The sequence below is a fragment of the Acinetobacter sp. AC1-2 genome (genome assembly GCF_016124155.1).
Taxonomy (GTDB): Bacteria; Pseudomonadota; Gammaproteobacteria; order Pseudomonadales; family Moraxellaceae; genus Acinetobacter; species Acinetobacter calcoaceticus.
Window position 1 is genome coordinate 1313864 of the sequence record NZ_JABFFO010000001.1, and the last position, 26549, is coordinate 1340412.

The 26549-nt window shown below is 37.4% G+C and carries 26 protein-coding genes; 7 read left to right on the plus strand and 19 right to left on the minus strand.

Features of this window, described 5'->3' with window-relative positions:
* Positions 1-7: 7 nt before the first annotated feature.
* Entirely contained in the window at positions 8-1786 is a 1779-nt protein-coding gene (locus tag HL290_RS06055) for an ABC transporter substrate-binding protein (RefSeq protein ID WP_198495913.1), read from the minus strand.
* Positions 1787-2568: 782 nt separating this feature from the next.
* On the opposite strand from HL290_RS06055, the gene HL290_RS06060 reads away from it, so the two are divergent.
* The 5 genes from HL290_RS06060 to HL290_RS06080 all read left to right on the plus strand — a co-directional run bounded on the left by HL290_RS06060 (position 2569) and on the right by HL290_RS06080 (position 7872).
* Positions 2569-5259: a TonB-dependent receptor gene (locus HL290_RS06060; RefSeq protein ID WP_198495914.1), complete on the plus strand. Its 2691-nt coding sequence runs from the start codon at positions 2569-2571 to the stop codon at positions 5257-5259.
* A 109-nt stretch (positions 5260-5368) separates the two neighbouring features.
* Entirely contained in the window at positions 5369-6082 is a 714-nt protein-coding gene (locus HL290_RS06065) for an energy transducer TonB (protein WP_198495915.1), read from the plus strand.
* A gap of 40 nt (positions 6083-6122) precedes the next feature.
* Positions 6123-7001, plus strand: coding sequence for a MotA/TolQ/ExbB proton channel family protein (locus HL290_RS06070; RefSeq protein WP_198495916.1), 879 nt, complete (start codon positions 6123-6125; stop codon positions 6999-7001).
* 15 nt (positions 7002-7016) lie between these two features.
* On the plus strand, positions 7017-7439 hold the full coding sequence (locus tag HL290_RS06075) for an ExbD/TolR family protein (RefSeq protein WP_198495917.1): 423 nt from the start codon (positions 7017-7019) through the stop codon (positions 7437-7439).
* Between the two features lie 19 nt (positions 7440-7458).
* Positions 7459-7872, plus strand: a complete 414-nt coding sequence (locus tag HL290_RS06080; RefSeq protein WP_198495918.1) for an ExbD/TolR family protein — start codon at positions 7459-7461, stop codon at positions 7870-7872.
* Between the two features lie 69 nt (positions 7873-7941).
* Here the strand turns inward: HL290_RS06080 and HL290_RS06085 are convergent, their stop codons facing one another.
* From HL290_RS06085 to HL290_RS06095, 3 genes are all read right to left on the minus strand, one after another.
* Entirely contained in the window at positions 7942-10107 is a 2166-nt protein-coding gene (locus HL290_RS06085) for a malate synthase G (protein WP_198495919.1), read from the minus strand.
* 367 nt (positions 10108-10474) lie between these two features.
* Complete coding sequence (zapE, locus tag HL290_RS06090; protein WP_003651500.1) at positions 10475-11617, minus strand: cell division protein ZapE; 1143 nt, start codon at positions 11615-11617, stop codon at positions 10475-10477.
* Positions 11618-11694: 77 nt separating this feature from the next.
* A complete protein-coding gene (locus HL290_RS06095; RefSeq protein ID WP_198495920.1) occupies positions 11695-12717 on the minus strand; it encodes an AraC family transcriptional regulator in 1023 nt (340 codons plus the stop codon).
* Between the two features lie 121 nt (positions 12718-12838).
* Here HL290_RS06095 and HL290_RS06100 point away from each other — a divergent pair, with 121 nt between their 5' ends.
* A complete protein-coding gene (locus tag HL290_RS06100; protein ID WP_198495921.1) occupies positions 12839-14386 on the plus strand; it encodes a flavin-containing monooxygenase in 1548 nt (515 codons plus the stop codon).
* A gap of 49 nt (positions 14387-14435) precedes the next feature.
* Positions 14436-15347, plus strand: coding sequence for a lysine exporter LysO family protein (locus HL290_RS06105; RefSeq protein ID WP_198495922.1), 912 nt, complete (start codon positions 14436-14438; stop codon positions 15345-15347).
* Here the strand turns inward: HL290_RS06105 and pyrF are convergent.
* From pyrF to HL290_RS06180, 15 genes are all read right to left on the minus strand, one after another.
* Positions 15344-16042 (minus strand): orotidine-5'-phosphate decarboxylase, encoded by a 699-nt coding sequence (gene pyrF, locus HL290_RS06110; protein WP_198495923.1) that lies wholly within the window; start codon positions 16040-16042, stop codon positions 15344-15346. The two genes, HL290_RS06105 and pyrF, sit on opposite strands and share 4 nt — an antisense overlap.
* Before the next feature lie 185 nt (positions 16043-16227).
* Positions 16228-16593 carry a lipopolysaccharide assembly protein LapA domain-containing protein gene (locus tag HL290_RS06115; protein ID WP_005041071.1) on the minus strand — a complete coding sequence of 122 codons (366 nt, stop codon included), beginning with the start codon at positions 16591-16593 and terminating at the stop codon, positions 16228-16230.
* 25 nt (positions 16594-16618) lie between these two features.
* Positions 16619-16921, minus strand: a complete 303-nt coding sequence (locus HL290_RS06120) for an integration host factor subunit beta (protein WP_003651488.1) — start codon at positions 16919-16921, stop codon at positions 16619-16621.
* A gap of 156 nt (positions 16922-17077) precedes the next feature.
* Positions 17078-18751, minus strand: a complete 1674-nt coding sequence (rpsA, locus tag HL290_RS06125; protein ID WP_003651487.1) for a 30S ribosomal protein S1 — start codon at positions 18749-18751, stop codon at positions 17078-17080.
* A 111-nt stretch (positions 18752-18862) separates the two neighbouring features.
* Positions 18863-19543, minus strand: a complete 681-nt coding sequence (gene cmk, locus HL290_RS06130) for a (d)CMP kinase (protein ID WP_198495924.1) — start codon at positions 19541-19543, stop codon at positions 18863-18865.
* A 10-nt stretch (positions 19544-19553) separates the two neighbouring features.
* Complete coding sequence (locus HL290_RS06135; protein WP_198495925.1) at positions 19554-19994, minus strand: SRPBCC family protein; 441 nt, start codon at positions 19992-19994, stop codon at positions 19554-19556.
* A 69-nt stretch (positions 19995-20063) separates the two neighbouring features.
* Complete coding sequence (gene tadA / locus HL290_RS06140) at positions 20064-20567, minus strand: tRNA adenosine(34) deaminase TadA (RefSeq protein WP_198495926.1); 504 nt, start codon at positions 20565-20567, stop codon at positions 20064-20066.
* 5 nt (positions 20568-20572) lie between these two features.
* Positions 20573-21697, minus strand: a complete 1125-nt coding sequence (locus HL290_RS06145) for an enoyl-CoA hydratase/isomerase family protein (RefSeq protein ID WP_003651483.1) — start codon at positions 21695-21697, stop codon at positions 20573-20575.
* Entirely contained in the window at positions 21694-22407 is a 714-nt protein-coding gene (ung, locus tag HL290_RS06150; RefSeq protein WP_198495927.1) for a uracil-DNA glycosylase, read from the minus strand. Before ung ends, HL290_RS06145 begins: the two co-directional genes overlap by 4 nt.
* 49 nt (positions 22408-22456) lie before the next feature.
* On the minus strand, positions 22457-23053 hold the full coding sequence (locus HL290_RS06155) for a 6-pyruvoyl trahydropterin synthase family protein (RefSeq protein ID WP_003651480.1): 597 nt from the start codon (positions 23051-23053) through the stop codon (positions 22457-22459).
* Positions 23054-23282: 229 nt separating this feature from the next.
* Complete coding sequence (gspK, locus tag HL290_RS06160) at positions 23283-24242, minus strand: type II secretion system minor pseudopilin GspK (RefSeq protein WP_198495928.1); 960 nt, start codon at positions 24240-24242, stop codon at positions 23283-23285.
* The gene (gene gspJ, locus HL290_RS06165; protein WP_198495929.1) at positions 24242-24997 is read right to left on the minus strand and encodes a type II secretion system minor pseudopilin GspJ; all 756 of its coding nucleotides are present in this window, start codon (positions 24995-24997) and stop codon (positions 24242-24244) included. Before gspJ ends, gspK begins: the two co-directional genes overlap by 1 nt.
* Complete coding sequence (gspI, locus tag HL290_RS06170) at positions 24997-25377, minus strand: type II secretion system minor pseudopilin GspI (protein WP_003651473.1); 381 nt, start codon at positions 25375-25377, stop codon at positions 24997-24999. Before gspI ends, gspJ begins: the two co-directional genes overlap by 1 nt.
* Positions 25367-25921 carry a type II secretion system protein gene (locus tag HL290_RS06175; RefSeq protein WP_198495930.1) on the minus strand — a complete coding sequence of 185 codons (555 nt, stop codon included), beginning with the start codon at positions 25919-25921 and terminating at the stop codon, positions 25367-25369. Before HL290_RS06175 ends, gspI begins: the two co-directional genes overlap by 11 nt.
* 9 nt (positions 25922-25930) lie before the next feature.
* Positions 25931-26539 (minus strand): TetR/AcrR family transcriptional regulator, encoded by a 609-nt coding sequence (locus HL290_RS06180; RefSeq protein ID WP_198496397.1) that lies wholly within the window; start codon positions 26537-26539, stop codon positions 25931-25933.
* Positions 26540-26549 lie beyond the last annotated feature (10 nt).

Genomic DNA, 26549 nt, shown 5'->3' on the forward strand with positions numbered 1-26549 from the left:
TCTAAAATTATTTTTTAACAGGGGTAATATCAAGATATTGCCAGTTTGTATTCATCATTGGGTGGGGTTTAAAACCCTGAACTTGTGGCCGTATCAACCAATTACGAATTCGAGTTACATGAACGATCCACGGATTATCAGCCTCAATCTGGCGGTTAAGCTTTTCATAATATGGAAGACGTTGTTGGGGTGGTAAATGAGTGGCTTGATTATAAAGAGCATCATATGTTTTAGACTGGTAACAAGCATGGTTTCCCTGACCTGCGTTTGGACCATACAGTAATTGTGCGAAATTATCTCCTTCAGGATAGTCAGCAATCCATGCGCCGCCCCAAATCATATATTTACATTGAGTTGCGGCTTTTAAATTATCTGCAAAATTACTTACTTTAAAGTCAGCACGAATACCAATGGCATCTAGATTTTTTTTCCATAGTTCGGAAAGAATAACTGAAGCCGAGCTATTTTCATTATTAATTTTTAAAACCAAAGGCTTCCCATTTGGTAAGTTTCGGTAACCATCAACCCCTTTTTTATAACCATAATGATCAAGTAGTTTATTGGCTAATAGCGGGTTGTATCTTACGCTACTTCTGTACTTCGGGTTATATCCATTTACACCTTCAGGTATAAACATTTCTGCTCTAACTGCCTGACCTTTATATACTTGTCGTATGCTTTCATTTTGATCATAAGCCAAAGTAATTGCTCTACGAAGCGCTATTTTTTCAGGACTAAAACCACCAATGACAGGGTCACGCATGTTCATCATCGTATAGGTAATTTCAGGTTCTTTATATGGAAAGTGTTTAATTCCTCTTTTTTGAAAAGAAGTCTTAAGTTGATTGCCATCTAAAGCTTGCGGAACAGCATCTGCTGTAAGTCTATCAAAATCTAATTGACCAGACTGAAAAGCTAACCACCGTGACTGTTGCTCTTCAATAATACTGACCACCACCTTGCCAACTTGCGGCATTTTCTTTCCAGACATTTCTTTAACAAGCTGGTTATCCCACGGCGTGCCTGTCGACTTAAAGTTCCAAACAAAACCACGATAATCAGGATTGGCAACCAACTCGACCTTACTTCTTGGAACATATTTACTTAACATGTAAGGTCCAGTACCTACTGGATGCATGCCAATACGATCACCGTAATAATCAACAACCTCCTTAGCAACTCCACCAAAAGATATATAGGCAAGAATATAAGGAAAATTAAAGTCTTGCCGAGTTAAAGTGAGTTGTAGAGTATATCGATCAAGCACTTTAAGCCCTGCAATGGGTGCGGCGTAATCAAACTTTCCAGTTTTCTTTGCTTGAGCTACAACCGCATCGGCACCTAACAATTTCCCATCAATAAATGAAACAGAAGGTGCCCTATTTTCAGGATCTAAAATGCGTTTAATTGCATAAACATAATCTTCTGCCACAAGTTCACGGCGTTTACCTTTAAAAGCAGGGTCATTGGTGAAGTAAATACCTGGTTTAATTTTAAATGTATAAACTTTACCGTCTTGTTCAACCTTAGGCAGACTTTCAGCCGTATAAGGAACTAACTGCACAGGACGAGCTAAATAATCATATTTGAGTAAAGGCTCGAAAATAGCTTCCACAATACTACCACTATAAAAATTGGTGGTTTTAACCATGTCAAAACCATCATCAGGCGCTTCATAAGCAACATGTAATATTTTGTTTGGTTGTGCAGGCGTTTGGGCGAAAGCACAAGAAACTGATGTAATAGCCAGACTTAAAATGGCGAGCTTAAAAATTTTTAATTTCAAGTTCCTACCTACTTAATTAATATTTTAAAGATATTATCCTTTTGAGTAACATCTAAATCCGCATAAGAAAAGTTCTTTCTCAACGGACTACTTTCTTCTTTGTAAATTACTAACCGTTTTATTCAATCTTTTATTTGATCAAATGGAAAAAGCTAACAATAAAATTAGAAAGCTGTAACTATCTAATATAAAGCGAATTTCATGCCATATTTTGTGATCAAGAATAATCCATATAAAAATATTTAAAATTTACATTTTTATTAGGCACTTAAAACTTCTGGGACTATATAAATAAAAGTAAGTTTTTGCCAAATATTATATTTATATAACCTATCCATCATTAACCTATATTGCACAATTAAAAGTCATAAATGTTTCATTCTAGTTCAGAAAAAATCGTTATTTTTCACAAAAAATAACAGATTAACACTTTGATTTATAAATATAAGTATATGAAATTACCATAATGTTACGTTATATAATTACATTTAATAAAGTTCTAAAAAGATACAGAAATGGATATCTAATACATGAAGATTCAAACAATGATTATTTTTTATACAAATAAATTTGAAACTTTTCGCCAACTCATTATTTTTTTCCAAATAGAAAAATAATTTGTTTGATTCTACCCTCTGAATTACAGCCTAAAACATAATAAAATCAATATTTATCAATATTTTGCATAAACTAAAAAAAGAAAAATATATAGTTGGCACTTGCTTTGCTTAAACACTTTTCAGCAATATCGCTAACTACAACAAAAAGGGATCAAATCCACGATGAAAAAAAAATACAATGTTCGATCTCAGGTAACCCCCAAGATCGGCAAAACAATTCTTAAATTAAGCACCCTTAGTTTAAGCATGATGTGTCTTACCCTGGCACAAGCAGCAGAAACCGAACCATCATCAACATCTGAAGACAAACCAGTCAAAGTCATAAAAGTTGCTGTGACAGGTTCATCAATTAAAGGAGTTGCTGCTCAAAGCGCTTCACCAATTACGGTAGTAAAAGTTGATGAAATTTTAAAACAAGGGGTAACTACAACTGAAGAAGCCTTAGCCAAAATTAGTGCAAACCAATCGAACTTTGTTACTGCCAGTAACGTCGGTGCAAGCAAAACAGCAGGCTCGGCGGCAAACCTTAGGGCTTTAGGCGCCAATAAGACACTTGTTTTACTGAACGGTCGACGACTAGCTGCAAATGCCTATGATAGCGGTGTCACAAACTTAAATATTATCCCACTTGCAATGTTAGACCGTATTGAGGTTTTACGAGATGGCGCCTCTTCCATTTATGGAACAGATGCAATTGGCGGGGTAATTAACTTCATTACCAAAAAGCAGTTTACAGGACTTAATCTGACCGCAGGCTATCAAAAACCAGAACAAAAAGGTGGTGAACAGCAAGACTATAGCATCTTTGGTGGCTTTGGTGATTTAGACGAAAATGGCTATAACGTTTTTGGCGTTGTGGACTATCGCAAAGGCGATGATGTCATGGCCAAAGACCGTAAAGTTAGTCGACGTGGAGGCATACTACCTGAATTAGGAATCCACAAAACTAGTAGTGGTTCATTCCCTGCTAATGTACCTGGATTAGGTAATCCCTATGCATCTACAGGTTGTGGTAATAATCCTCTAGTAGAGACTGATGGTCAAATTTGTAAATATAATAGCCAAGCAGTAATTGGTATTGTTCCAAAAACTGAAGATATCTCAGCTATGGGCAGAGCTACTTTTAAACTAAATGATAATTTTAACGCGATTGCAGAATATTTATATGCAAGAAGTGAAGTCACTACTTCAGTTGCACCAGATGTATTTTTTGATCTGACTCTTGACCCTAGTAGTAAATATTATCCAGGTAAAGGTATCACTCCAGCTTTAGCAGGTGCTACTGGAACTATCCCTTTATATCTGCGTTCACAATCAGGTAATCGTATAAGTAACAGTATTAACCAATCTCATAGATTGTTTGCTGGTATTGAGGGTGAAACTCATGGTTGGGATATTAATTCAGGCATTACCTATGCGCATAGTAGTGCATCGGATGCTATCGTAAGTGGCTATTTAAACTTTGATAAAACACAAGAAGCTTTAAACAATGGCATTTTAAACCCATTCGGGCCACAAAACCCTGAAGATGCTAATGCATGGAATGAGTTAGGAGTTGAAGGTAAATACTTAAAAGCCAACCTAGATACAACTACCGTTGATTTCACTGCAAGTCGACCTATATTTAAATTACCCGCTGGAGACGTTGGTTTTGCGGTTGGAGCAAGCTATCGTTATGAAGATTGGACTTCAAAAGTCGTTACTGATGTTGCCCGAGTGGCACCTAGTACAGGCGTCGATCCTGATGAACCAGTAAATACCGGCGATCGTAATATTAAATCGGTATTTACCGAATTCCATATCCCACTTCTTAAAACTTTAGAAGCTCAAATTGCCGCTCGTTATGATGACTACAATGATTTTGGTGATACGTTTAATCCAAAATTTGCACTTCGTTGGGAACCTATTAAACAGTTAATGTTCCGTACTACTTATAGTACTGGTTTCAGAGCGCCAACACTTTGGGAAGTGAATGGACCAAACTCAGTAACCAATACTGGTGGATACTATTATGATCCCGTACTCTGCCCAGGGAATGTCTTAAAACCAGGTGGTGTAAGAGAACGTGATTGTAATATGCAATTCGACAGACAAAATGGAGGAAATAAAACTCTAGATCCAGAAGAATCAAAGTCTTTTACTGCTGGCTTAGTATTTGAACCAATTAAAAATTTAGCCTTTACTCTCGACTATTTCAATATTGAAGTAGACAAGCAAATTGCTACACTTTCAGAAACTGCTATTTTTGATGACCCTGTGAAATATGCAGACAAATTTGTACGTAATCCTGATGGCTCATTAGATTATATTATTACAACACAACAAAATTTAGGTGGAATTAAAACCTCAGGTTTCGATGTCGGCTTAAGTTGGGTTTCTCCAATGACTGCTACAGGTCGTTTTGGTTTCAACATTGATGGAACATATATTACAGATTACAAATATCAAGCCGAGCCAAATGGCGAATGGAAAAGTGTTGCCGGCACTTATAGCGGTCTAGACTACCAAGCTATTATTCTGCGATGGAAACATACTGCAAACCTAAATTGGAATTATGAAAACTGGGCTTTAAACCTCCAACAAAACTTCTCTCGCGGTTATCAAGATCAAAATTCAAGTTCTTCTGTTAAGCCTGGTTATCAAAATCACAAAGTGAGCGACTATACAACATACAACATTTCAGGCACATACAAAGGCTTTAAAAATCTAGAAGTGACCGCTGGTATTAAAAATATTTTTGATGAAGACCCTCCTGCTTCAAATGTCGGTGACAACTTCCAAATGGGATATGACCCACGTTACGCAGATCCTTTAGGACGTACGTACTTTGTACGAGGTACATATAAGTTCTAAATGGTTGTTCTGCAAACATAACTCTCAACAGTTAGTTTGCAGAACAAATACCCATTCTTAGTCAAACAGTTATTTAAAAAATTGTTTGTCTACAGTTTCAGGAGTAACTATGGGCATGACTTTTACAGACATAGAAAATAAATCTGCAAAGCGCCTTATTGGTATTGCCGCAGTACTTTTTCTGCATCTTATTGTTGCCTATATTCTGATGTCAGGTTTAGCAAACAATATTCAAAAACCAGCAGAAAAACCTGTGGAATTACAAATTATTCAAGATATTAAACCACCTCCTCCACCTAAACCAGAGGAGCCAAAACCTAAGGAAAAACCGCCTGAGCCACCTAAAATGGTAGAAAAAGTTGCCAAAGTTCCTGAGCCGTCTAAACAAGTAGAGAAAATAGCGACACCGGTACAAAAAACGACACCAGTAGCTCAACCAACTAAAGTTGCTACCCCAGCTCCTGCTGCACCTAGCACCCCATCACCAAGCCCTGTTGCCGCACCAGCTCCAGTGGCAGCTGCCCCAACTCCTAAACCAGCTGGCGTAACTCGCGGTGTTTCGGAGGGTTCTGCTGGCTGTGAAAAACCGGAATATCCTCGTGAAGCACTGATGAATGAAGAACAAGGTACTGTGCGTATACGTGTTTTGGTTGATACTTCAGGCAAAGTCATTGATGCCAAAGTAAAAAAATCAAGTGGCAGCAAAAACCTAGATAAGGCGGCAACTAAAGCCTACAGCCTATGTACGTTCAAACCTGCAATGAAAGATGGCGTGCCTCAGCAAGACTGGTATGAAATTGAATATCCATTTGTAATTGAATAAACAATTGAATTAGCAAGAAATTAAAAATATTGGAGATAATATGATGAAAAAATCAACTCAACACCTAGTACGCTTCGCTTCTGCAAGTTTAATCGCAGCATGCTCTTTACTTCCATTAAGCTCGGTTTTTGCAGAAGAAACGAATACTCCTGTTGCAACAGCAACTACTGAAGCCACTTCAAATGTAAATACTCCAACTCCACCACCAAAGCCAGCAACTAGCGAAACTGTTAAAAATCCCTATGGCCTAGAAGCGCTTTGGCGTGAGGGAGATTTAGTTGCTAAATCTACTTTATTTATATTAGTACTCATGTCGATTGGTACGTGGTACATCATTATTTCTAAATTCTTACAGCAAGCTAAAGTAAAGCGCCAAGGTAAAGAAGCAGAGAAAAGTTTTTGGGAAGCAACTTCACTAGATAATGCAGCCGATAATCTAGAGCAAAGTAGTGCATACCGCTTTATTGCAGAAAAAGGCATTAATTCAACCAAATCACACGGCGGCTCTTTACTTGAACGTATTGACTTTAATACATGGGTAAGCATTTCAATTCAACGCGCAATTGAAAAAATACAAAATCACTTAGGTGGTGGTTTAGCTTTCTTGGCAACAGTTGGATCAACAGCACCATTTGTTGGTCTTTTTGGTACGGTTTGGGGAATTTATCATGCATTAACAGCCATCGGCATCTCAGGTCAAGCATCTATTGATAAAGTCGCGGGTCCTGTAGGTGAAGCTTTAATTATGACAGCTATTGGCCTCGCAGTCGCAGTACCTGCTGTACTTGGTTACAACTGGCTAACTCGCCGTAATAAAGCAGTTATGGAAAATGTCCGTTCGTTTGGTTCAGATTTGCATGCGGTTTTATTAAGCGGAGAAATTAATACCAATAACTCCATTAACCGCAGCATTAAATAATCAGGAGTAAACATTATGGGTATGAGTGTTGGCTCTGAAGATGATGATGAAATGATTGGCACAATTAACACGACGCCTCTCGTGGATGTCATGTTGGTTTTACTTATTATTTTTCTCATTACAATACCGGTAGTTACACATACGGTTCCTGTGAAACTACCAGAAGAAAAAAATACGCCATATGCCACCACACCTGAAAATATTCAACTTTCTGTGAACAAGAAAGGAGATATTTTCTGGAATGAAAACTATGTGCCTAATAAAGAAATATTGCTATCAAAGCTTCAAGCAGTTGCACAAAAAAGGCCTCAGCCAGAGGTACACATTCGTGGAGATCAGCTTACCCATTTTGAGGCAATAGATCAGGTTATTAGCACCACCAAACAAGCCGGTATTGGCAAAATTGCCTTTGTTACTAACCCTCCAGCCTCCCCGTAATTAACTTAAGGAGAATTTTATGGGTATGAATGTCGGCTCAAATAATGATGATGACGTGATGTTAGAAGTCAACATGACACCTCTTATTGATGTCATGCTGGTACTCATTATTATGTTTATTATTACCATACCTGCGCCAAACAACGCGATTAATATTAATTTGCCAAATGGTACACCGCCACCAACAAATGAAAAGCCACCTGAAGTCATTGATGTTCGTATTGATGCTGCTGGCAAAGTATTTTGGAATAACCAACAGGTTTCTGACCGCAAGGCACTAGAAACTTTATTTCAAGGTGTTATTGCCAAAAAAGATCAAGACCAGATCAAACTTAAACCTGACCAAATGGCTGAATATAAAAACGTAGCAATGGTTATGGCTACAGCACAGCGTTTAGGTGTCACTAAAATTGGAATTGTGAGTAATAATTAAGTCATACATTTGATTTATTCTTGCAAATAAAAAAGCCTCCGAAGAGGCTTCTTTTATGACAGGTTAAAATTAGTCACCTGTATAACCTTTTAACTTTAAACGAGCAGCGTGTAGTAACGGCTCAGTATAACCAGAAGGCTGTTCACAACCTTTGAAGATTAGGTCGGAAGCTGCTTGGAAAGCGATATTAGTTTCAAAGTTAGCTGCCATTGGTTTGTACAATGGATCATTCGCATTTTGCTCATCAACAATTTTCGCCATGCGTTTAAGCACTTCTTCAACTTGTTCACGAGTCACAATACCGTGACGCAACCAGTTCGCAACGTGTTGAGAAGAAATACGTAATGTTGCACGGTCTTCCATCAAGCCCACGTTGTTAATATCAGGAACTTTCGAACAACCCACGCCTAAGTCAACCCAACGAACTACATAACCCAAAATACCTTGACAGTTATTTTCAAGTTCGTTGTTGATCTCTTCTGCTGACCAATTTGTTTCTGGTGCAAACGGCGGAGTCAACAAGTCGTCTAATGACAACATTTCTTCAGCTTTTAACTGATCTTGACGCGCTTTTACATTAACTTGATGATAATGCATTGCATGAAGTACCGCACCTGCCGGAGATGGAACCCAAGCACATGATGCACCCGCATTTGGATGTGCAGCTTTAGTTGCCAACATATCTTTCATGCTATCTGGTTTTGGCCACATGCCTTTACCAATTTGTGCTTTACCTTGTAAACCAGTCTTCAAACCAATTGCAACGTTACGGTTTTCGTAAGCAGCAATCCATTTTTGTGTTTTTACAGCTTCTTTACGAACAACTGGTGCAGCTTCCATTGACGTATGAATTTCATCGCCAGTACGGTCCATGAAACCAGTATTAATAAAGATAGTACGGTCTTTTGCAGCAGCGATACAGTTTTTCAAGTTTACAGATGTACGACGTTCTTCATCCATAATACCAATTTTTAATGACTTCGCGGGTAATCCAATCGCCTGTTCAGCACGTTCAAATAACTCTACAGCAAACGCAACTTCTTCTGGACCATGCATTTTGGGTTTAACAATATACATAGAGCCTTTGCGAGAGTTCTTGTTTTCGTTTTCACTACGAATGTCCGCAACTGACAACAATGGTGTTACCAATGCATCCATAATTCCTTCGAAAATTTCTTCCCCATCTACCAAAATAGCTGGGTTAGTCATTAAATGACCTACGTTACGAAGTAACATAAGTGAACGACCATGAAGTTTTGTTGTGCCACCAATTAAGTTTTTAATTTCGCGGTCTTTATTTAAATCACGAACAATCGTTTTACCATTTTTCTCGATAGATTCTTGAAGCGTACCCTTCATTAAACCTAACCAGTTACGGTAGCCTTCAATTTTTTCTTCAGCATCTACCGCAGCAACAGAATCTTCTAAATCCTGAATTGTAGTTACAGCTGCTTCAAATGTTAAATCTTTAACACCAGCTAAATCAGTTTGACCAATTGGGCTAGTCGCATCAATTTCGATAATGACATGAAGGCCATTACTTAGAAGTACAACTTCTGTAGGATTCGCTTCTTCACCGTTGAAACCAACGAACTGAGCTTCATGAGCTAAACCTGTTTTTGAACCATCTTTCAAAGTTACAACAAGTTTATTTTGCTCAATCGCATATTTTGTTGCATCTGCATGCGAACCTTGCGCAAGTGGAAAAACTTCATTTAAGAAATTTTTAGCGAACTCGATAACTTTTGCACCACGTACAGGATTATATCCTTTACCTTTTTCAGCCCCGCCTTCTTCAGAAATTACATCGAAGCCGTAAAGTGCATCATATAAAGAGCCCCAACGAGCATTTGCTGCATTTAAGCTATAACGTGCATTACGCACAGGTACAACTAACTGCGGCCCTGCCAATAATGCGATTTCTTCATCAACATTTTCAGTTGTAATTTGAAAATCTTCAACTTCTGGCAATAAATAACCAATTTCAGTTAAGAACGCCTTATAAGCACCTAATTCAAATTTGTTGTTACGGTGCCATTCATCAATTTTTGCTTGTAATTCATCACGCTTAGCCAATAATGCTTTATTTTTTGGGCTAAGATCGACAACAACTTGCTCAAAGTTCTTCCAGTAAGTTTCACTATCTAAACCAGAACCTGGTAAAGCTTCATTTTCGATAAAATCGTAAAGTTCTTTAGCAATCGCTAACTTGCCTTTTTGAATACGTGCAGTCATTGTCTTTCCTGAAGTTGCTACTTTTTATACCAAGAGAATCCTAGTATACCGATTTAAATTAAGCTGAATACTAATATCACATTCCTAAATAGTAAGCATTTTCCCTTGTAAAACTATTGACAAAGATAAATTTATCTATATAGGAAATATTAAAATTCTAACTAGGATTCCCAACAATTTATTCAATATTTAAAGATACTGAAACTAGACTTTTTGTTAACAGACAAAAAAGTTCACTATCTTATTTTTCTAAAGCGTATTTAGTTATATCAAACTTTGCAGCTTGAAAAAGCACTATTTAACGAAATTTATCTATTTTTGTTGTAAAAAAAAGCGCCCTATATAGAGCGCTTTTCATATCTATTTTTTATGCGTTTTTAGCTTCATCAATATGGCGATGTTCTGAATGCAAATATTCATCAGATTGCATTTCTAATAAACGCGAACGAGTACGCTCAATTTCAAAGGCTAATTTTTCACCTTGATAAATATCAATAATACTATCTTGAGAAGTTAAAAGTAATTTTACTCCACGGTCATAAAACTCATCGACTAGATAAATAAAACGACGTGTGCCTTCAGACAAGAAATCTGTTAAATGAGGAACATTACTCACCAGAACCGTATTATAGATATTTGCAATTTCAATAAAATCTGCTGGGCTACGTGGTTTAAAGCAGAGTTCAGAAAACTCACACCATAATACATCTTCTGTATGCCCTAGAGTCTCAACAATACGATTATTGATTACAATAGGCTCTTGAGAATGAGCTTGTGTATGAGTTAATGCACTGAAGCGTTCAGACATCCAGTTTTGGACTTCATTACTTAATGGTGATTTAAATAATTGAGCTTGTTTTAATACGCGTAAACGATAATCCACACCTGCATCTACATTTAAAATAGCGCAGTTCTTTTTAACCATTTCAATTGTTGGCAAGAAACGGTCACGATGAATACCATTTTTATATAAGCCGTCTGGTGCAATGTTTGATGTTGCAATTAATGTCACGCCACGAACAAACAGTTTTTGAAATAAATCACTCAGAATCATTGCATCTGTTACGTTTGATACAAAGAACTCATCAAAACAAATAACGACTGCATCTTTATAAATTTGGTCAGCCACGATTTCAAGTGGATTACGTTGGCCTGAAAGCTTATTTAGCTCTTTATGAACATGTTGCATGAAATGATGAAAATGCATACGTGTTTTACGACGAAACGGCACTGACTCATAAAATTGATCCATAAGCCAAGTTTTTCCACGACCTACACCACCCCACATATAGACACCTTTAGGTGATGTTTGGCGGCGAAAACGACGGAAAGCTTTTTTAGAGGCTTTATAACGGTTTAAAAGTTCTTTCCATACGCGATCTAATTCTTGCACTGCCTGTGCTTGCGCTTCATCTGCCATAAACTGGCCTGAAGCTAAAGCCTCAGCATAGCGTTCTGCTGGGGAAGAAGGTGAGAATGCAGTACTATGAGAAGATTTTAAATTTAACATATCGTTTTATTTCAATTTTAACTGATAGGAGTATAGCGAACATTTTGTTCAACCACATTAGCTTTTAGCATCAAGAATTACGACGATGACTCTTTGCCATATTGTCGAGGACTCTGTCCAAACCATCGTTTAAATGCATGATTAAATGCCGCTGGTTCAGAATAACCGAGCAATTCAGCAATAACTTCTATTGAGTATTCCCTATATTCCATAAGCTTTAATGCCTTATTCTTGATGATTTGTTCACGAATTTGCTTATAACTCGTATTTAACTGTTGCAATTGATGCCTTAGTGTCCTTTCAGGCATTTTCAATGCAAAAGCAGTTTCCGCCATGCTCGGAATAATACCTTGTTGCAACTCAAGATAATCTTGCACACATTGTATGATATGTGGAGTTTGGTGATCTTGTTGATTTAATCTTGTTATTTCTGTAATACATTTTGATTCATAAATACGATGTGTAATGATATCCGCTGAGGGAATCTTAATTTCAAGCACATCCTTGCTTAGGCTAAATACTGCATATTTACCATTAAAGTGCACATCATCGCCATAGTATGCAAAATAGCGAGATAAAGTATCTGAGTCAGTTGGTTTTTCAAATGGAAGTTCTATACGCATAGCAGGCATTTGTAATCCCATCATCGTATAAATATCTTGAATAAATTTATAAGTTCCTGAAACTTCACATTGTGCCCGCAACTTGCCAATTTGTGTTTTCAAATCAACAGGCAAATAACTTAAAATTGTACGCTCATCAGTTTCATCTAGGCCTAAAGCACCAAATAAATGAGTAAGTTTTTGATACTTTATCCCTTTATTTAATGCAGTTTGAACATCATTACTTGTTACAAGCAACATAAGCAATGGGCCGTAACCCGCTAAAGCATAATGCTGTCCAATAAATAGGCCCTTTTCAGGCTCAACATTTTCACTAATAATTTGCTGAATATCCCATTCTAGGCGATCATGAATTGTGGAACTCGGATCTAAAGCATCAACCTTAATTCCTATACCAGCCAAACGTGAGTCGACATCAATGCCTGCATTGCGCATTCCTTGAATTAAATACATTAAACCAAGTATCGACCGTTTCATTCTTCTATCAATTTCCCTAGACTCAAATGTTTTACTATAAACAAGAAAGAAAATTAATTGCCGAATCTATCAATTTTCACGTCGATACAATCATGTTTAAACTGGTTAAAAAACGTTAGTCTTGCCTGCAATCCTCCTTTTAGCTTATGCAGGGTTTCCAATGCTAAACGCAAAGCAAGATGCTATTCAAAAAACTAAAATCGCTATTATTGGTGCTGGATTTGGTGGCCTAGCAATGGCAATCCGTTTACTGCAAAATCAACAGCAAGACTTTGTTATTTTAGAAAAATCAAATGATGTTGGCGGAACTTGGCGAGAAAATCGCTACCCAGGTGCGGCATGTGATGTTCAATCTCATATGTATTCTCTCTCTTTTGCACCCAAAACCGACTGGTCAAAACGCTATGCTGAAGCTCCTGAAATTTTTCAATATATTCAAGATATTACAGAAAAATATAAGATTAAAAATTACTGCAAGTTTAACCATGATGTGAGTAATATCCAATATGATGAAGCACGTCATATATGGACTCTAGACTTTAAAAATCAGCCTTCTATTGAAGCTCAATTTGTAGTTTTTGCATCAGGCCCGTTGCATATCCCACAAATTCCCCATATCCAGGGTATCGAAAAATTTAAAGGCAAAGTTTTCCATTCATCACAATGGGAACATGACTATAATTTGAATGGTAAATCAGTTGCATCTATTGGTACAGGTGGTAGCGCAATTCAATATATTCCGCAAATAGCTGGAGATGTTAAGCAACTCTATGTATTTCAAAGAACGGCAGCATGGGTAATACCACGAGATGAACGCAAATACTCAGGTTTGAGTAAAGCATTATTCAAATCTTCCAATATTTATCGCCAAATTCATCGTAGTCGTCTTTATTGGAGTAATGAGTCACGCGTTGTACCGATTGTTCAACCTCAAATTATGAAATATGGTCAAAAGTTGGCAGAAGCTTTCATTCGCTTCCAAGTTAAAGACAAGGAAGTGGCTAAGAAACTCACACCGGACTTTGTGATGGGATGTAAACGTATTCTTATTTCAAATAAATACTTCCCTACATTTAACCGTAAAAATGTTGAGCTAATAACGGATAACATTCAAGAAATTAAAGAAAACAGTATTATTACTAAAGATGGTAAAGAACGGCCTATTGATTGTTTAATTTACGGCACAGGTTTTATTACTGACCCACGTATTTACTTAAAACATTTCACTTGTATTGGACGCAATCAACTCGAGTTAAAACAAGCATGGAAAGATGGTGCAGAAAGTTATTATGGCATTATGACTAAAAACTTTCCCAACCTATTCCAATTGGTCGGCCCCAACACAGTATTAGGTCATAATTCAGTTATTTTTATGATTGAATCTCAAGTAAATTACATTTTACAGCTCATTCAACTTGTAGAGAAATCTGGTCAAAAAGCAATTGAGATCAAACCAGAAGTTCAAGATGCTTTTAACGAGCGGGTTCAAACTCAGCTTCAAGGGACTGTGTGGCAAGCTGGAGGCTGTAGTAGCTGGTATCAATCTGCCGATGGAAAAAACTTTTCGTTATGGCCAACCTATACATGGAAGTACTGGCTAGAAACGCGCAAAGTTAATCCTAAAGATTATTTACTATTAAATAAAAACTCACAGAGCTATGCAGCTTAAAATGTTCAAGACATAATAGGTGGGTTAAAAACAATCCACCTATTATTATATGCAATCTTTTTATCTTATCATTCAAATTTTTTTAGCACTTGCTTCCGGATATTTTTTAGCACCTAAATTATCTCTAAATATCCGCCAGTTTATTTTTAAAATACTGCCCTATTTTTCTTATATTCTTTTAGCAAGTGTGGCTTTAGAGTTAACACTAGCACTTGATCAAATTAAGAACCCTTCTGCGATACTTCCACCAGCTATAATCATTGCGCTTACCACATCTTTTGGTTCTTTTTTTACGTGTTTATTGGCTTATACAATTTTCGATAAACAAAGTGTAAAAGGAAAAATCTCACTTCAACTTTTTGTAAATGCTTTAAAGAATATTGCAAAAGCCTTTCTTGCCTTAGGCGTCGGTGTTCTATTGGGAGCTATTGTCACTCAATTCAATGCACATATTGCATTTAATAGTTGGTATTTATTATTACTGTTTATTTTCTTAATTGGTATTGAACTTGCCTTCACTCATTTCAACCGTACGTGGTTAAGCTGGAAGATTTTAATTGTACCTTTAGCTGCTTTTATAGGGTCATGTATTGCTGGCTTCTTCAACTACTTTTTGCTTAACAAGCATTTTGCACTGAACGAAACATTAGCATTAGCACAAGGTTATGGCTGGTACTCAATGTCAGGAATCTTATTTACGCAATTACATTCGGCAGAACTAGGTGGCATCGCGCTATTGACTGATTTATTTAGAGAAATTGTTGCTATATTTTTAATGTATACAATGGGATGGCGTTTTCCTCGCCCTGCTATCTCAAGTGCTGGCGCAACGTCAATGGATGTTACCTTAGCAATGGTAAAACAGTCATGCGGTACACATTATGTACCACATGCCATGATGAGTGGCTTATTATTAAGCCTACTCGCCCCGTTATTAATTAGCTTATTTCTAAATTTTTAAGCAATTGAAGTAAGAATAGACTTCAACATTTCTGTTGGATCTTCTGCTTTAGTAATCGGTCGACCAATGACCAGATGTGTAGAACCATCAAGCATAGCCTGCTTTGGAGTTACAATACGTTTTTGGTCGTCTGCATTAGAACCCTCTGGACGAATACCGGGTGTTACCAAAGAGAAGTCTTGCCCAATTAATTCACGAAGAATCTTAGCTTCTTGAGCAGAACAAACTACCCCATCCAAGCCACTTTCTTTAGTGAGTTTAGCTAAGCGCTTTACATGCTCTACAGGTTCAACATCTAGACCAATATCTTTTAGATCTTCTCGACCCATTGATGTGAGTACTGTCACAGCAATAAGCTGGGTTTGATAGTTACCTGCTTTTAAACGCTCCACACAGGTTTCCATCATTTTACGGCCACCTGAAGCGTGAACATTTACCATCCACACTCCTAAATCAGCTGCTGCACAAACAGCCTGAGCGGTAGTATTTGGAATATCATGAAATTTAAGATCAAGAAAAACTTCAAAATTTTGTTCTTGAAGTTTTTTTACAACAGATGGGCCTTCATGAGTAAAAAGCTCTTTACCCACTTTTACACGGCATAAAGTAGGATCAAGTTGTTCAACAATTTTTAAAGCGTCATATTGGCTTTTTGCATCTAACGCAACAATGATACTCAAGAGACTTTCTTCCATCACATAAAATCAGCGTCATTATAATAGACAAGTCATCAAGTAATAAAGGAATGTATAAGGAAGGCTTTCAAATTTAGAGACAATAATGTCACGGGGACTAATTTTTAGAAAAATAAAAAGAAGAAAACACTTATAAATTAAGGAATACACTACTCTTTATTCGTGAATAAAGAGTAGTGTTCGAATTATAGCGGAGTAGAGTTTTTATCTTGAGGATAAACATCTAAAACGGTTTTTTCATGTCTTACATTTGCAGCGGCTTCTGCTGCTGCTAATTGAGCACTTTGAATCTGTTCTTTTCTCAAATGGTCAATATCTTTACGAAGACGTTTAATTTCCCAGCTTTGTTGAAACACTCTGAAAACCTGTACACCTAGCAAAAGACCGACCACCGTTCCAAGTACTAATGTGAGTAGCAATAATAAGCCTAATCGCATAGCTGGAACTTGAGTAAATAGCAAATCAACAGACAGCTCTGTTGGATTTTGCAATACAAGGGCTAAAGAATAACCAAATACAACAATAAGCAATGCAATTAAAATATAACGCATAGGCACCCCACTTATAAATTTTTATTTATTTTCCGGATTCATTGACTGCATCACGCAGTGCTTTCCCGGGTTTGAAATGCGGAACAGCTTTAGCTGCCACTTCAACTGATCTTCCTGTTTTAGGATTGCGACCAACTCTTGGATCACGGTGGTGTAAAGCAAAGCTACCAAAACCACGGATTTCAATTCGATTATCAGTTGATAGTGCTTCTATCATTTGATCAATCATAATTTTAACCGCCTCTTCCACCAAAGGTTCAGCTAAGTGTGGGTTTTTTAGCGCAATGCGTTCAATCAAATCAGACTTATTAAGAGCTTCAGTAGTCATCTACGACCTCGTTATTTATTGCTACTCTATGTCGTCTGATAATAACCTGTTTAAATACAAAACGGTAGCGCAGTATGTTGAATACTAGGCTACCGTTTACAGTAATTTGTATAAAAAGTACAATTCCGTTACATGAAACTGTACTTTGTTAACCTATTACTTCATTTGTGCTTTGATCAAATCACCAATAGTCTTAGGACCATTTTCTTGACTTGTTGTTACTGTACGTAAAGTAGCAACTGCTTCTTTCTCTTCAGCTTCGTCTTTCGCTTTAACAGACAAGTTGATAGAGCGAGATTTACGATCAACGTTGATGATTTTCGCTTCAACTTCTTGACCAACTTCTAAGAATTTAGTTGCATCTTCAACGCGGTCACGGTTGATTTCAGAAGCTTTAAGAGTAGCTTCTACTTCGTCAGCTAACTTAACAGTTGCGCCACGAGCATCAACTGCAGTTACAGTACCTTTAACTAAAGCACCACGTTCGTTAGCAGCTAAGAAATCATTGAACGGATCGCTGTTCAATTGCTTGATACCAAGGCTGATACGGTTACCTTCAGCGTCTACAGACAAGATAACAGCTTCAACAGTGTCACCTTTCTTGTAACGACGAATAGCTTCTTCGCCTTGCTCGTTCCAAGAAATATCAGACAAGTGTACTAAACCGTCGATACCGCCATTCAAGCCGATGAAGATACCAAAGTCAGTGATAGACTTGATAGTACCAGATACTTTTTCGCCTTTCTCATGAGCTTTAGCAAACTCTTCCCATGGGTTAGCACGAGTTTGTTTGATACCAAGGCTGATACGACGACGTTCTTCATCAACTTCAAGAACCATAACATCAACTTCATCACCAATCTGAACAACTTTAGATGGGTGGATGTTTTTGTTAGTGTGGTCCATTTCAGAAACGTGAACTAAACCTTCAACGCCTTCAGCGATTTCAGCGAAACAACCGTAGTCAGTTAAGTTAGTTACACGAGCTTTAACGATAGAACCTTTAGGGTAACGGCTCATGATCGCTAACCATGGATCTTCGCCTAATTGTTTAAGGCCTAAAGATACGCGGTTACGCTCACGGTCAAATTTAAGTACTTTAACAGTAACTTCTTGACCAACTTCAACAACTTCTGAAGGGTGCTTGATACGTTTCCAAGCCATATCTGTGATATGGAGAAGACCATCAATACCGCCAAGATCAACGAATGCGCCGTAATCAGTAAGGTTCTTGATTGTACCTGTAACTGTTTGACCTTCTTCAAGTTGAGCAAGTAATGCTTCACGGTCAGCAGAAGATTCTGCTTCCATAACAGCACGACGAGATACAACAACGTTATTACGTTTAGCATCAAGTTTGATTACTTTAAACTCTAACTCTTTACCTTCAAGGTGAGTAGTGTCACGAATAGGACGAGTATCAACTAATGAACCTGGTAAGAATGCACGAACAGGACCGATGTCAACAGTGAAACCGCCTTTAACTTTACCAGAGATAACACCAGTAACGATTTCGCCATCTTCAAAGATTTTTTCAAGTTTAGTCCAAGTTTCAGCACGCTTAGCTTTTTCACGTGATAAAACTGTTTGACCCATACCGTTGTCAAGAGCTTCAACAACTACGTCAACAGTATCACCAACCTGAACTTCAAGTTCACGTTGTTCATTTAAAAATTCAGCACGGTCAACAATGCCTTCAGACTTTAGGCCAGTGTCAACAGTTACCCAGTCGCTATCGATGTTTACAACAACACCTTGGATGACTGCACCCTTTTCAACGTTGAGGTTTAATTCACTTTCTTCAAAGAGGGCTGCAAAAGATTCGGTCATGATATACCTGATAAATTCCGCGGTCTTGGATCAGACAAGGCCGGTTTAGTTAAGTATCAACATAGTCTTTATAGACTGATCAAGCTATGCGTCAACTGATAATTCTATTTGCTAAATGGTACGGCTATCGACATAATCAACCATCAACTTAAATACCTGATCGATCGTTAATTCCGAACTATCAATGATATAAGCGTCTTCGGCTGGCTTGAGTGGAGCAACTTCTCGCTCCATATCTCTTTTGTCACGCGCCTGTATATTAGCTAAAATGTCGTTTATTTTAGCATCTAGGCCCATGCCCTGCAACTGTTTTACTCTTCGCTCGGCACGCGACTCAGCTGAAGCCGTTAGATAAATTTTCGCATTTGCTTCAGGAAAAATAGCTGTTGCCATGTCACGGCCATCTGCAACTAAACCAGGATTTTGTGCAAAAGCTCTTTGTCGCTCAAATAATGCCTGTCTAAGTTCTGGAATTGCGGCAACTTTCGATGCATATTCACCAACCCGTTCTGTACGAATTGTTTGAGATACATCTTCGCCATCTAGAAAAACTAAAATCCCTGCTGCGGAAGTTTCAAATTTAATATCCAGTTGACGTGCATATTGAACGCATTCATCAAGCTGACTGTCTAATTTCTCTAATAAATTGTGTTTATGTAATGACAACCCTAATAAACGATATAAGGCACCAGAATCGAGTAAATGATATTGATAATGTGCTGCAAGTTTTGCGGCCAATGTTCCTTTACCCGAACCACTCGGACCATCAATAGTAATAATTTGAACTGTCATTGAACTCTCACTAAGAAGCAATTGCTTTAGCTAATCTCGAAAAGCCTAGTGTAATGGCTAGTTTTAGCTGTGCAAGGATTAATTTACTTACCACTGGAGCTTTTGCTGTTAACTCGATGCGGTATGTAACTAAAGTTATATATGGGGTAATTTCAGAAAACTCGATTCGACCTAAATGGTGTTTAATCAAAGGATTGTCTATTAATTTATATTCAATGCTTTTATTTTCTTCAAGCAATATAATTTCTTCTTTAAGTGGTTTAATTGGACCAAATCCCATACGACGAACTGAGCCTAAACCATCAGGTCTTTTAGAATCTGCTGAGTCTTTTACACGTACAACTTGTAACGGTGCAAAAGCAGTATTATAAGTTGAATGTTTAGAGAGCAAGTTAAATACATCATCAAGTGGAGCATTAAATTCTTTTTTTACGGTAATTACATTACGCATGGGTGTTCCTTATTAAATAGAATCATGGCAGTAAAATCGCGTTAGTGTGCCATAAGCTCATGTTACTTTTTAATCATTTAAGGACGTTTTTTGTTGTTTTTCTAGTTTCTTTTGCTCACGTCTTTGTTTAAAAAAATGACTGAGTTGTTGGGCACATTTTTCTTGTAAACAACCATGCTGAAAGGTAAATTTGTGATTGTAATAACCATGTTGTAGTAACTGTCGAGCGCTTACCAATGAACCTGCTTTAGGTTCTGTTGTACCAAAAACCACATGTTTGATTCTTGCATGTACTAATGCTCCTACGCACATTGTGCACGGCTCAAGAGTGACATATAAAGTTGCATCTTCAGGTAATCGATAATTTTCTAATGATAAACACGCTGCACGAATAGCCTGAATTTCTGCATGTGCAGTTGGATCTAACAGACTAATTGGAGCATTATATCCCGATCCAATCACTCTATTTTGGCTCACCACAACCGCTCCAACTGGGATCTCACCCTGCTGAGCGGCTAATTCAGCTTGCTCGTAAGCAAGCTGCATCCAATATTCATCACTATATTCAGTCATGTATTTTAGGTGATCACACCATGTTGTCTAAGCAAAGCATTCCAGCTATCTATTGAGGTAACTGGTGGACAATCAGCTAATATACCTCTTAGGCTTAGGTCTTCACATGGTTTCCATTCTGGTGATAAATCTTTATCAACCAAGCGTGCACGGACACCTTCTACAAAGTCAGGATGACGAATTTTCCACTCAGAAATCTGAGCTTCTAAATCAAAGACCTCATCCCAAGAATGTATTTGTTTACCCCATTGCCAAAGCAACCAAGTAATTGCCGCAGTACTAGGAGATCCTTTTTGCAAGTTCTCACTCGCTTGGCGGAGCCAATCACTGCTAGCATCACGCAAGCTAACAATAGCTTGGTAATCTTGTTCAAAATTAAAACCACGGCAAACGCTATGAATCACATCTAGCGAGTTTTGCAATGGACCTGCCGCAACAGGACGATGCAAACTATTTAAAGTATCATCAATTGCGCGAAAATCCCCTGCAGGATAATGAGCCCAATTAATATTTAAAACTTTTTGCAAAACATTATCACGCTGTGCTTCACAAATATGTGTTGCCCAACCGATGCTATATGCTCCAGCGGCTGTCATGATTGAACCAGTTAAACCAGTAAATAAACCTACTGGACCACGATCTGCCAGGAAACGACTCGCCCCAACATCTGGATATAAACCAATATTAATCTCAGGCATTGCCAAACGAGAATATGGGGTTACTAGACGGAATGGTGCTGCCATAAACAAGCCCAAACCACCACCCATAACATAGCCTTCACCCCAAACAACCACAGGTTTAGCATAATTATGTAAGAGTAAGTCTAAAGCATATTCTTGCTGAAAAAATTTATTCGCAGTATCTACTTCTTGATTTATAACAAGTTGACGCAATTTTCTAACGTCGCCACCTGCACAAAAAGCTTTTGGTGTAGTTGAATCTAACCAAATTGCTTTAACGCTCTCATCATCACGAAAATCTTCAAATACACGTAATAATGCCGTTACGATTGACTCATCTAAAGCATGCAATGATTTAGGACGATTCAAACGTACTATACGCCAGCCGTTTTTTGCTTCTTCAACCACCAAGTCCGGGTGATAGTTATTTACATTGGGAGAGTTCATCATGCGTCCAATTGCCAGTCTATGGGCTCAATGCCATGTTGTTTCAAATATTGATTTGTTTTTGAGAACACTTTGCATCCAAAAAAACCACCTCTATTTGCAGCAAGAGGTGATGGATGTGCGGCGGTTAAAACCAAGTGTCTATCTCTATTTATACGTTGTCCTTTGCGCTGTGCATAAGCACCCCACAAAATAAATACCACATGTTCTCTTTGCTCATTCAAAACATCAATGACTTCATCAGTAAATGCTTCCCAACCTTGCTTTTGATGTGAAGTTGGCTGCCCAGCTTCAACAGTAAGCACGCTGTTCAGTAAAAGCACCCCTTGTTTAGCCCATTTCGTTAAGTCACCATGGCGAGGAGCTGGAATACCCAAATCTGTCTGCAATTCATGAAAAATATTACGTAAAGATGGTGGTAATGCAATACCTTTTTGAACAGAGAAACTTAATCCATTCGCTTGGTTCGGTCCATGATATGGATCTTGTCCCAGAATAACGACCTTCACATCAGCCAATGGTGTCGTATTTAAAGCACTAAAGATTTGTTTACTCGGTGGATATATTATTTTTTGTGCTTGCTTCTCTTGAAATAAGAAATCGCGCAAATTATCCATTTGAGGACTTAACAAAAAAGGTGCTAAAGATATTTTCCAGCTTTCTTCTAATTGAACTTTACTGAGTTTATCTTGCTGTTGCTCAGTTAATTGCATTAATGTCATCCTAGATCAATTTTCAATTCTACAAATAGAGTAATTCGATTTACACTTCGACTTGCAAATCAACTTGAGGATTATTAAATTTCATCCCTTTTTTCAAGTCTTCATACATTTGCGGATTTGCCCACTCTATCTGAATTTGTTCTGAAAAAACAATTCCATCAAGACTTAAGATACCCATTTGTTCGTTTTGAATATCTTCAATAAAACTTTGCGCATATCCAGTATCGGTCTCATGAACAATAACTGAATAAACCTCAACATCACCTTCCCCATTTTGAGTGATTGTTGATTGCAAAACTTGCTGAGCTAAATAAAAGAAAATACGAGAGAACTGTTCGGCTGAGGGTGAAACCGGTAAAGAAATCCAGCGAGCACTAAAAGTCTGACAAGCATCAATATATTGAGAATCATCTTTTTCCCAAAAACAGATTGCATGATCAAAGCTGTCAATAAGGTCTTTTATTACCCCTTTTAAAAGCCCAAAATCATAAACCATTTGTCCATGATCTAATTTCGAAGCTTTAAGCAATAATTCGACTTTATAGCTATGTCCATGAATTGATCGCTTACAACGATCCGATGTACAGTTACGTACAACATGTGCATTTTCAAACTTAAATAACTTGCGAATTAACATGTGCCAAATCGATCATTCCTTCTAAGAACATTATTATAAAGCAAAAGACAAAAACTTCGCACCACTTTTCAATTAGAAACAATTAGCGAAAAGTATGATAAGACTTGTGAAGAAATATTGAAGATAAGCATATGGAAAATTTATATTTATTCTATTATGCCCATTAGAGAAATTCATAAAAACGACTTTTCAACGACATCACCCAAACAAATAAATTACAATTTTTCAACTAGTTAAATGGTGACATATTTCTAGAATAAACATAAACCTGCTTATCATTACGCATGAGTGCACTTGTAAATTGTCTTTTTCTATTATTAAGCACTACCTCAATTTGTGCTTGAAAAAAACTCGACTTTACATCTAACAGGCTATTCACCTCAGTTCTCTTTTGAGTATCGACTGTTGAAAAAGCATTCAATTGCCATAATTCATCAACATTTTGAAAGAATTTTAAATTTTGTTGGCGCATTTGAAGTTCTTTTCCTACCGCTCCTACATCTAATTTTTCATCAATACTCGCTAAGACTAATGGTGAAGCAGTATTAATATTCACTTTTGTATTCTCGGGTAATGCCGAAATATAAGGGGCAATTAAATCATATTTCTTGCCGTCAAAACCTCTTACTAATTTCAACTCTTCAATGCGATGAAATTTAGCGTTTGAAGCTAAATAGCTAGGATCAAGACCTTCATAATAGCTACTTTCTGCTCCCATAGGTCCAGATGGTTCGTCATCTGGATCTTGCCAATCGATGACTGCTTGACTTAATTCTGCTGGTAAGCCTACACGTACAAGTAATCGCTCAAACCAATTTTTAGCAGCTTCGTTTACCTTGCCTTCATTCGTCGTCAAATTGTTTAGGTTAAATTTGCCTGACTCATCTAGTAACCGCCCTGATACAGCTCCATCTTCTATTGGAAAAGGTGGCATTGGCTGTGCCCATGTTTCCTTTAAATGATCAACGCCACCTGCATTGTTTGCATCTTGAATTAATAACTCAGAAAAAAAAGCTTCTGCACTTTTTGCATAGAGTAATGACTGATTTTGACGCATTAAATAACCAGTGTTTTCCATCGTATTGGTTTGATGCTTTGCAATAGAGGCAGCTAAAATTGTAGCCAATGCAACCATAATTAAAATTGTGAGCAAAGCTACACCTTGCTGGCTCTTTTTATAGTGCAACATTATGCTCCTCCTTGTTTGGAGAGCGATAAATTCCCTTGGTTTAAGCTATAAATCCACTCATAACTTACACCAGCAACTGTGAGTTGTATTTTTATTCCTTTCGGCAGTTTTCTAAACTCTTCTGGCTTTGTGGGATCAATATTAATTTCTGGCCACTTTGTCACTTCTTGTGGCGTGAGCACCATAATTTGAAACTGTTCAACTTGACTCAACAAAGTGCTAGATAAAGGTTGCTCTCTGTTTGAAGTATTTAAATTGCTATATTTAAGACGATAAAGCTTTTTTTGATCAGGATCATATCGATATTCAATACGCTCAAAAGGTGATAACCCTTGTTTTAAAGGATCAGTAACACCAGCCTTACTAAAGCGAAGAACTTGATTATCAAGTTCTAATGCTGGATGAAGCTGCCCCCCTTGATTTGCCGATAAGGGTATAATTTGTAATGTATCTCGCAAAACTTGTTGATACGCATCTTGTAATTCAAATAGCTGCACTTCATGTTGAGCATTACGATCACGGACTTTTAATAAATAATCAAAAATCTTCCAACCTAACAAAGATAAAACAGCAAAAATTGCAATTGCGACTAAAAGCTCAACTAAAGTAAATCCTGAGCGAGGATTAACAAAGCGAAGCTTTGTCTGAGCGCAAGACGAAGAGCTTTGCTCGGAGTAACCCCTCATCATCTGCTCCGATCGTGCTGCAAGACGTGAAGCTGTGATTCGAGAGCGAAGATATCTATTTTTTATCATTATTTTGCTTTCATTGGATAATTAAAAAACACCAAATGGGTAATACCATTTTGAACTTTTCCTTTATCAGAATCATATAAGCTAATTTGTAAATCTACTTTCTGAACATTCGGGCTGATTGTGGATTCTGCTGATTTATCAATCTGCCAAGTTTCCCCTTGAGAAGTAACCTGCTTACTTTGAGTACCTTGAAGCCATTCTTGATTTATCTCCATTAAGGCTACTTCATTCATTGCCACAAACTGAGCTTTTGTTCTAAGAATTGCATTTGAGGTAGATTGGGTATATTGCATGGCCACTTTAGTTAACGCGACAGCAGCTACTGCAAAAATTGCTAAAGCTACCATTACTTCTAATAGAGTAAAGCCTTTAGATTTCATTTATTTTACCCAAATGATCAATTTGTATTTCTGAACCAATTGGTTTTTGTTCAAAGTAAAACTGTATTTTAACTGTTTTAGCTTCACCATTTCCAAACCAGATTAACTGAGGAGCCTGTCCTCCAACTAAATCTGTATTAGTCGCTTTTGAATAGTTCTGCCCATCTAGAGGCTGTATTGTAAACGATACATGTTTAGGCAATTGGCGCGTAGTAAATTCTGGGTATTTCTGCCAGCGGTTTTTTAAATCTTGGACCTGTAATTTACTCTGATCGTGGTATTCATACAGTTCATAGGAAAATGGGGAAACATCAGTCTCACTCAGAGTAGATAAAGCTAAAACACGAGATTGATCAAGTGATTCTTTACCAATTTTATGTACATCAAGCAAAAATAATTCTCTTGCTTGCATCGCTTTCTTTTGGTCAACCCCACCTATGTTGAGTACAACGAGAGAGGTCATAATCGTCATAATAACAATCACCACCATCACTTCAATGAGGGTAAAACCTTTTTGTGATTTAGGTGGTGATGGAGATTTCATATCGACCTATTAAGCATATTGTTCAACAGCTTGTTTAGGTAAGGCTAATGCCTGATCAATATAAGCCACTCTTAATGTGTCCCTTGAACCTAAATACCGTTGGTAAAAACTTGAGTTAAGAATAGCTGCTGCACCATGAGTTAATGACCAAATAGATGCCAGATAATCTCGAGTTGTCATATTGCTTTGAATAGATTCTAAATAGTGATCTGTCATGCGAATGATAATTCGTAATCGCTGTTTACGCACCTGATAAAGTTCATTAAAAAGGTGATGCACACCTTGAGCTGTAATCGAAAGTTTTTCCTCAATTTGATGAAATAAAACTGTCCGCTCAGGATGATGTAAATGATGCAACATGAAAAAGGCTAAGTGTTCTGGAAAGGCCTTTTCAGTATCTTGAACCATTTCAAGTAACATACCTTCATTACGAATAATCAATAGCATGTACAATTCATCTTTACTTTGAAAGTGTTTGTACAAAGTTCCTTTTGCTAAATCAAGCTCAGCAGCCAAGACATCAAGTGTCATTCCGGCTTCGCCATTTTCTAGCAATAATTGCTCCGCAACCTGAAATATTAATACTTCTCTTGCTCGGAACTGAGCCTGACGATCCATCTTCACGCAA

Bases quoted from the DNA above. Each gene is read 5' to 3' on its own strand.
- HL290_RS06060 (WP_198495914.1), top strand. From the start codon at position 2,569: ATGAAAAAAAAATACAATGTTCGATCTCAGGTAACCCCCAAGATCGGC.
- HL290_RS06065 (WP_198495915.1), top strand. From the start codon at position 5,369: ATGGGCATGACTTTTACAGACATAGAAAATAAATCTGCAAAGCGCCTT.
- HL290_RS06070 (WP_198495916.1), top strand. From the start codon at position 6,123: ATGATGAAAAAATCAACTCAACACCTAGTACGCTTCGCTTCTGCAAGT.
- HL290_RS06075 (WP_198495917.1), top strand. From the start codon at position 7,017: ATGGGTATGAGTGTTGGCTCTGAAGATGATGATGAAATGATTGGCACA.
- HL290_RS06080 (WP_198495918.1), top strand. From the start codon at position 7,459: ATGGGTATGAATGTCGGCTCAAATAATGATGATGACGTGATGTTAGAA.
- HL290_RS06085 (WP_198495919.1), bottom strand. From the start codon at position 10,107: ATGACTGCACGTATTCAAAAAGGCAAGTTAGCGATTGCTAAAGAACTT.
- zapE (WP_003651500.1), bottom strand. From the start codon at position 11,617: ATGTTAAATTTAAAATCTTCTCATAGTACTGCATTCTCACCTTCTTCC.
- HL290_RS06095 (WP_198495920.1), bottom strand. From the start codon at position 12,717: ATGAAACGGTCGATACTTGGTTTAATGTATTTAATTCAAGGAATGCGC.
- HL290_RS06105 (WP_198495922.1), top strand. From the start codon at position 14,436: ATGCAATCTTTTTATCTTATCATTCAAATTTTTTTAGCACTTGCTTCC.
- pyrF (WP_198495923.1), bottom strand. From the start codon at position 16,042: ATGGAAGAAAGTCTCTTGAGTATCATTGTTGCGTTAGATGCAAAAAGC.
- HL290_RS06115 (WP_005041071.1), bottom strand. From the start codon at position 16,593: ATGCGTTATATTTTAATTGCATTGCTTATTGTTGTATTTGGTTATTCT.
- HL290_RS06120 (WP_003651488.1), bottom strand. From the start codon at position 16,921: ATGACTACTGAAGCTCTTAATAAGTCTGATTTGATTGAACGCATTGCG.
- rpsA (WP_003651487.1), bottom strand. From the start codon at position 18,751: ATGACCGAATCTTTTGCAGCCCTCTTTGAAGAAAGTGAATTAAACCTC.
- cmk (WP_198495924.1), bottom strand. From the start codon at position 19,543: ATGACAGTTCAAATTATTACTATTGATGGTCCGAGTGGTTCGGGTAAA.
- HL290_RS06135 (WP_198495925.1), bottom strand. From the start codon at position 19,994: ATGCGTAATGTAATTACCGTAAAAAAAGAATTTAATGCTCCACTTGAT.
- tadA (WP_198495926.1), bottom strand. From the start codon at position 20,567: ATGACTGAATATAGTGATGAATATTGGATGCAGCTTGCTTACGAGCAA.
- HL290_RS06145 (WP_003651483.1), bottom strand. From the start codon at position 21,697: ATGATGAACTCTCCCAATGTAAATAACTATCACCCGGACTTGGTGGTT.
- ung (WP_198495927.1), bottom strand. From the start codon at position 22,407: ATGCAATTAACTGAGCAACAGCAAGATAAACTCAGTAAAGTTCAATTA.
- HL290_RS06155 (WP_003651480.1), bottom strand. From the start codon at position 23,053: ATGTTAATTCGCAAGTTATTTAAGTTTGAAAATGCACATGTTGTACGT.
- gspK (WP_198495928.1), bottom strand. From the start codon at position 24,242: ATGTTGCACTATAAAAAGAGCCAGCAAGGTGTAGCTTTGCTCACAATT.
- gspJ (WP_198495929.1), bottom strand. From the start codon at position 24,997: ATGATAAAAAATAGATATCTTCGCTCTCGAATCACAGCTTCACGTCTT.
- gspI (WP_003651473.1), bottom strand. From the start codon at position 25,377: ATGAAATCTAAAGGCTTTACTCTATTAGAAGTAATGGTAGCTTTAGCA.
- HL290_RS06175 (WP_198495930.1), bottom strand. From the start codon at position 25,921: ATGAAATCTCCATCACCACCTAAATCACAAAAAGGTTTTACCCTCATT.
- HL290_RS06180 (WP_198496397.1), bottom strand. From the start codon at position 26,539: ATGGATCGTCAGGCTCAGTTCCGAGCAAGAGAAGTATTAATATTTCAG.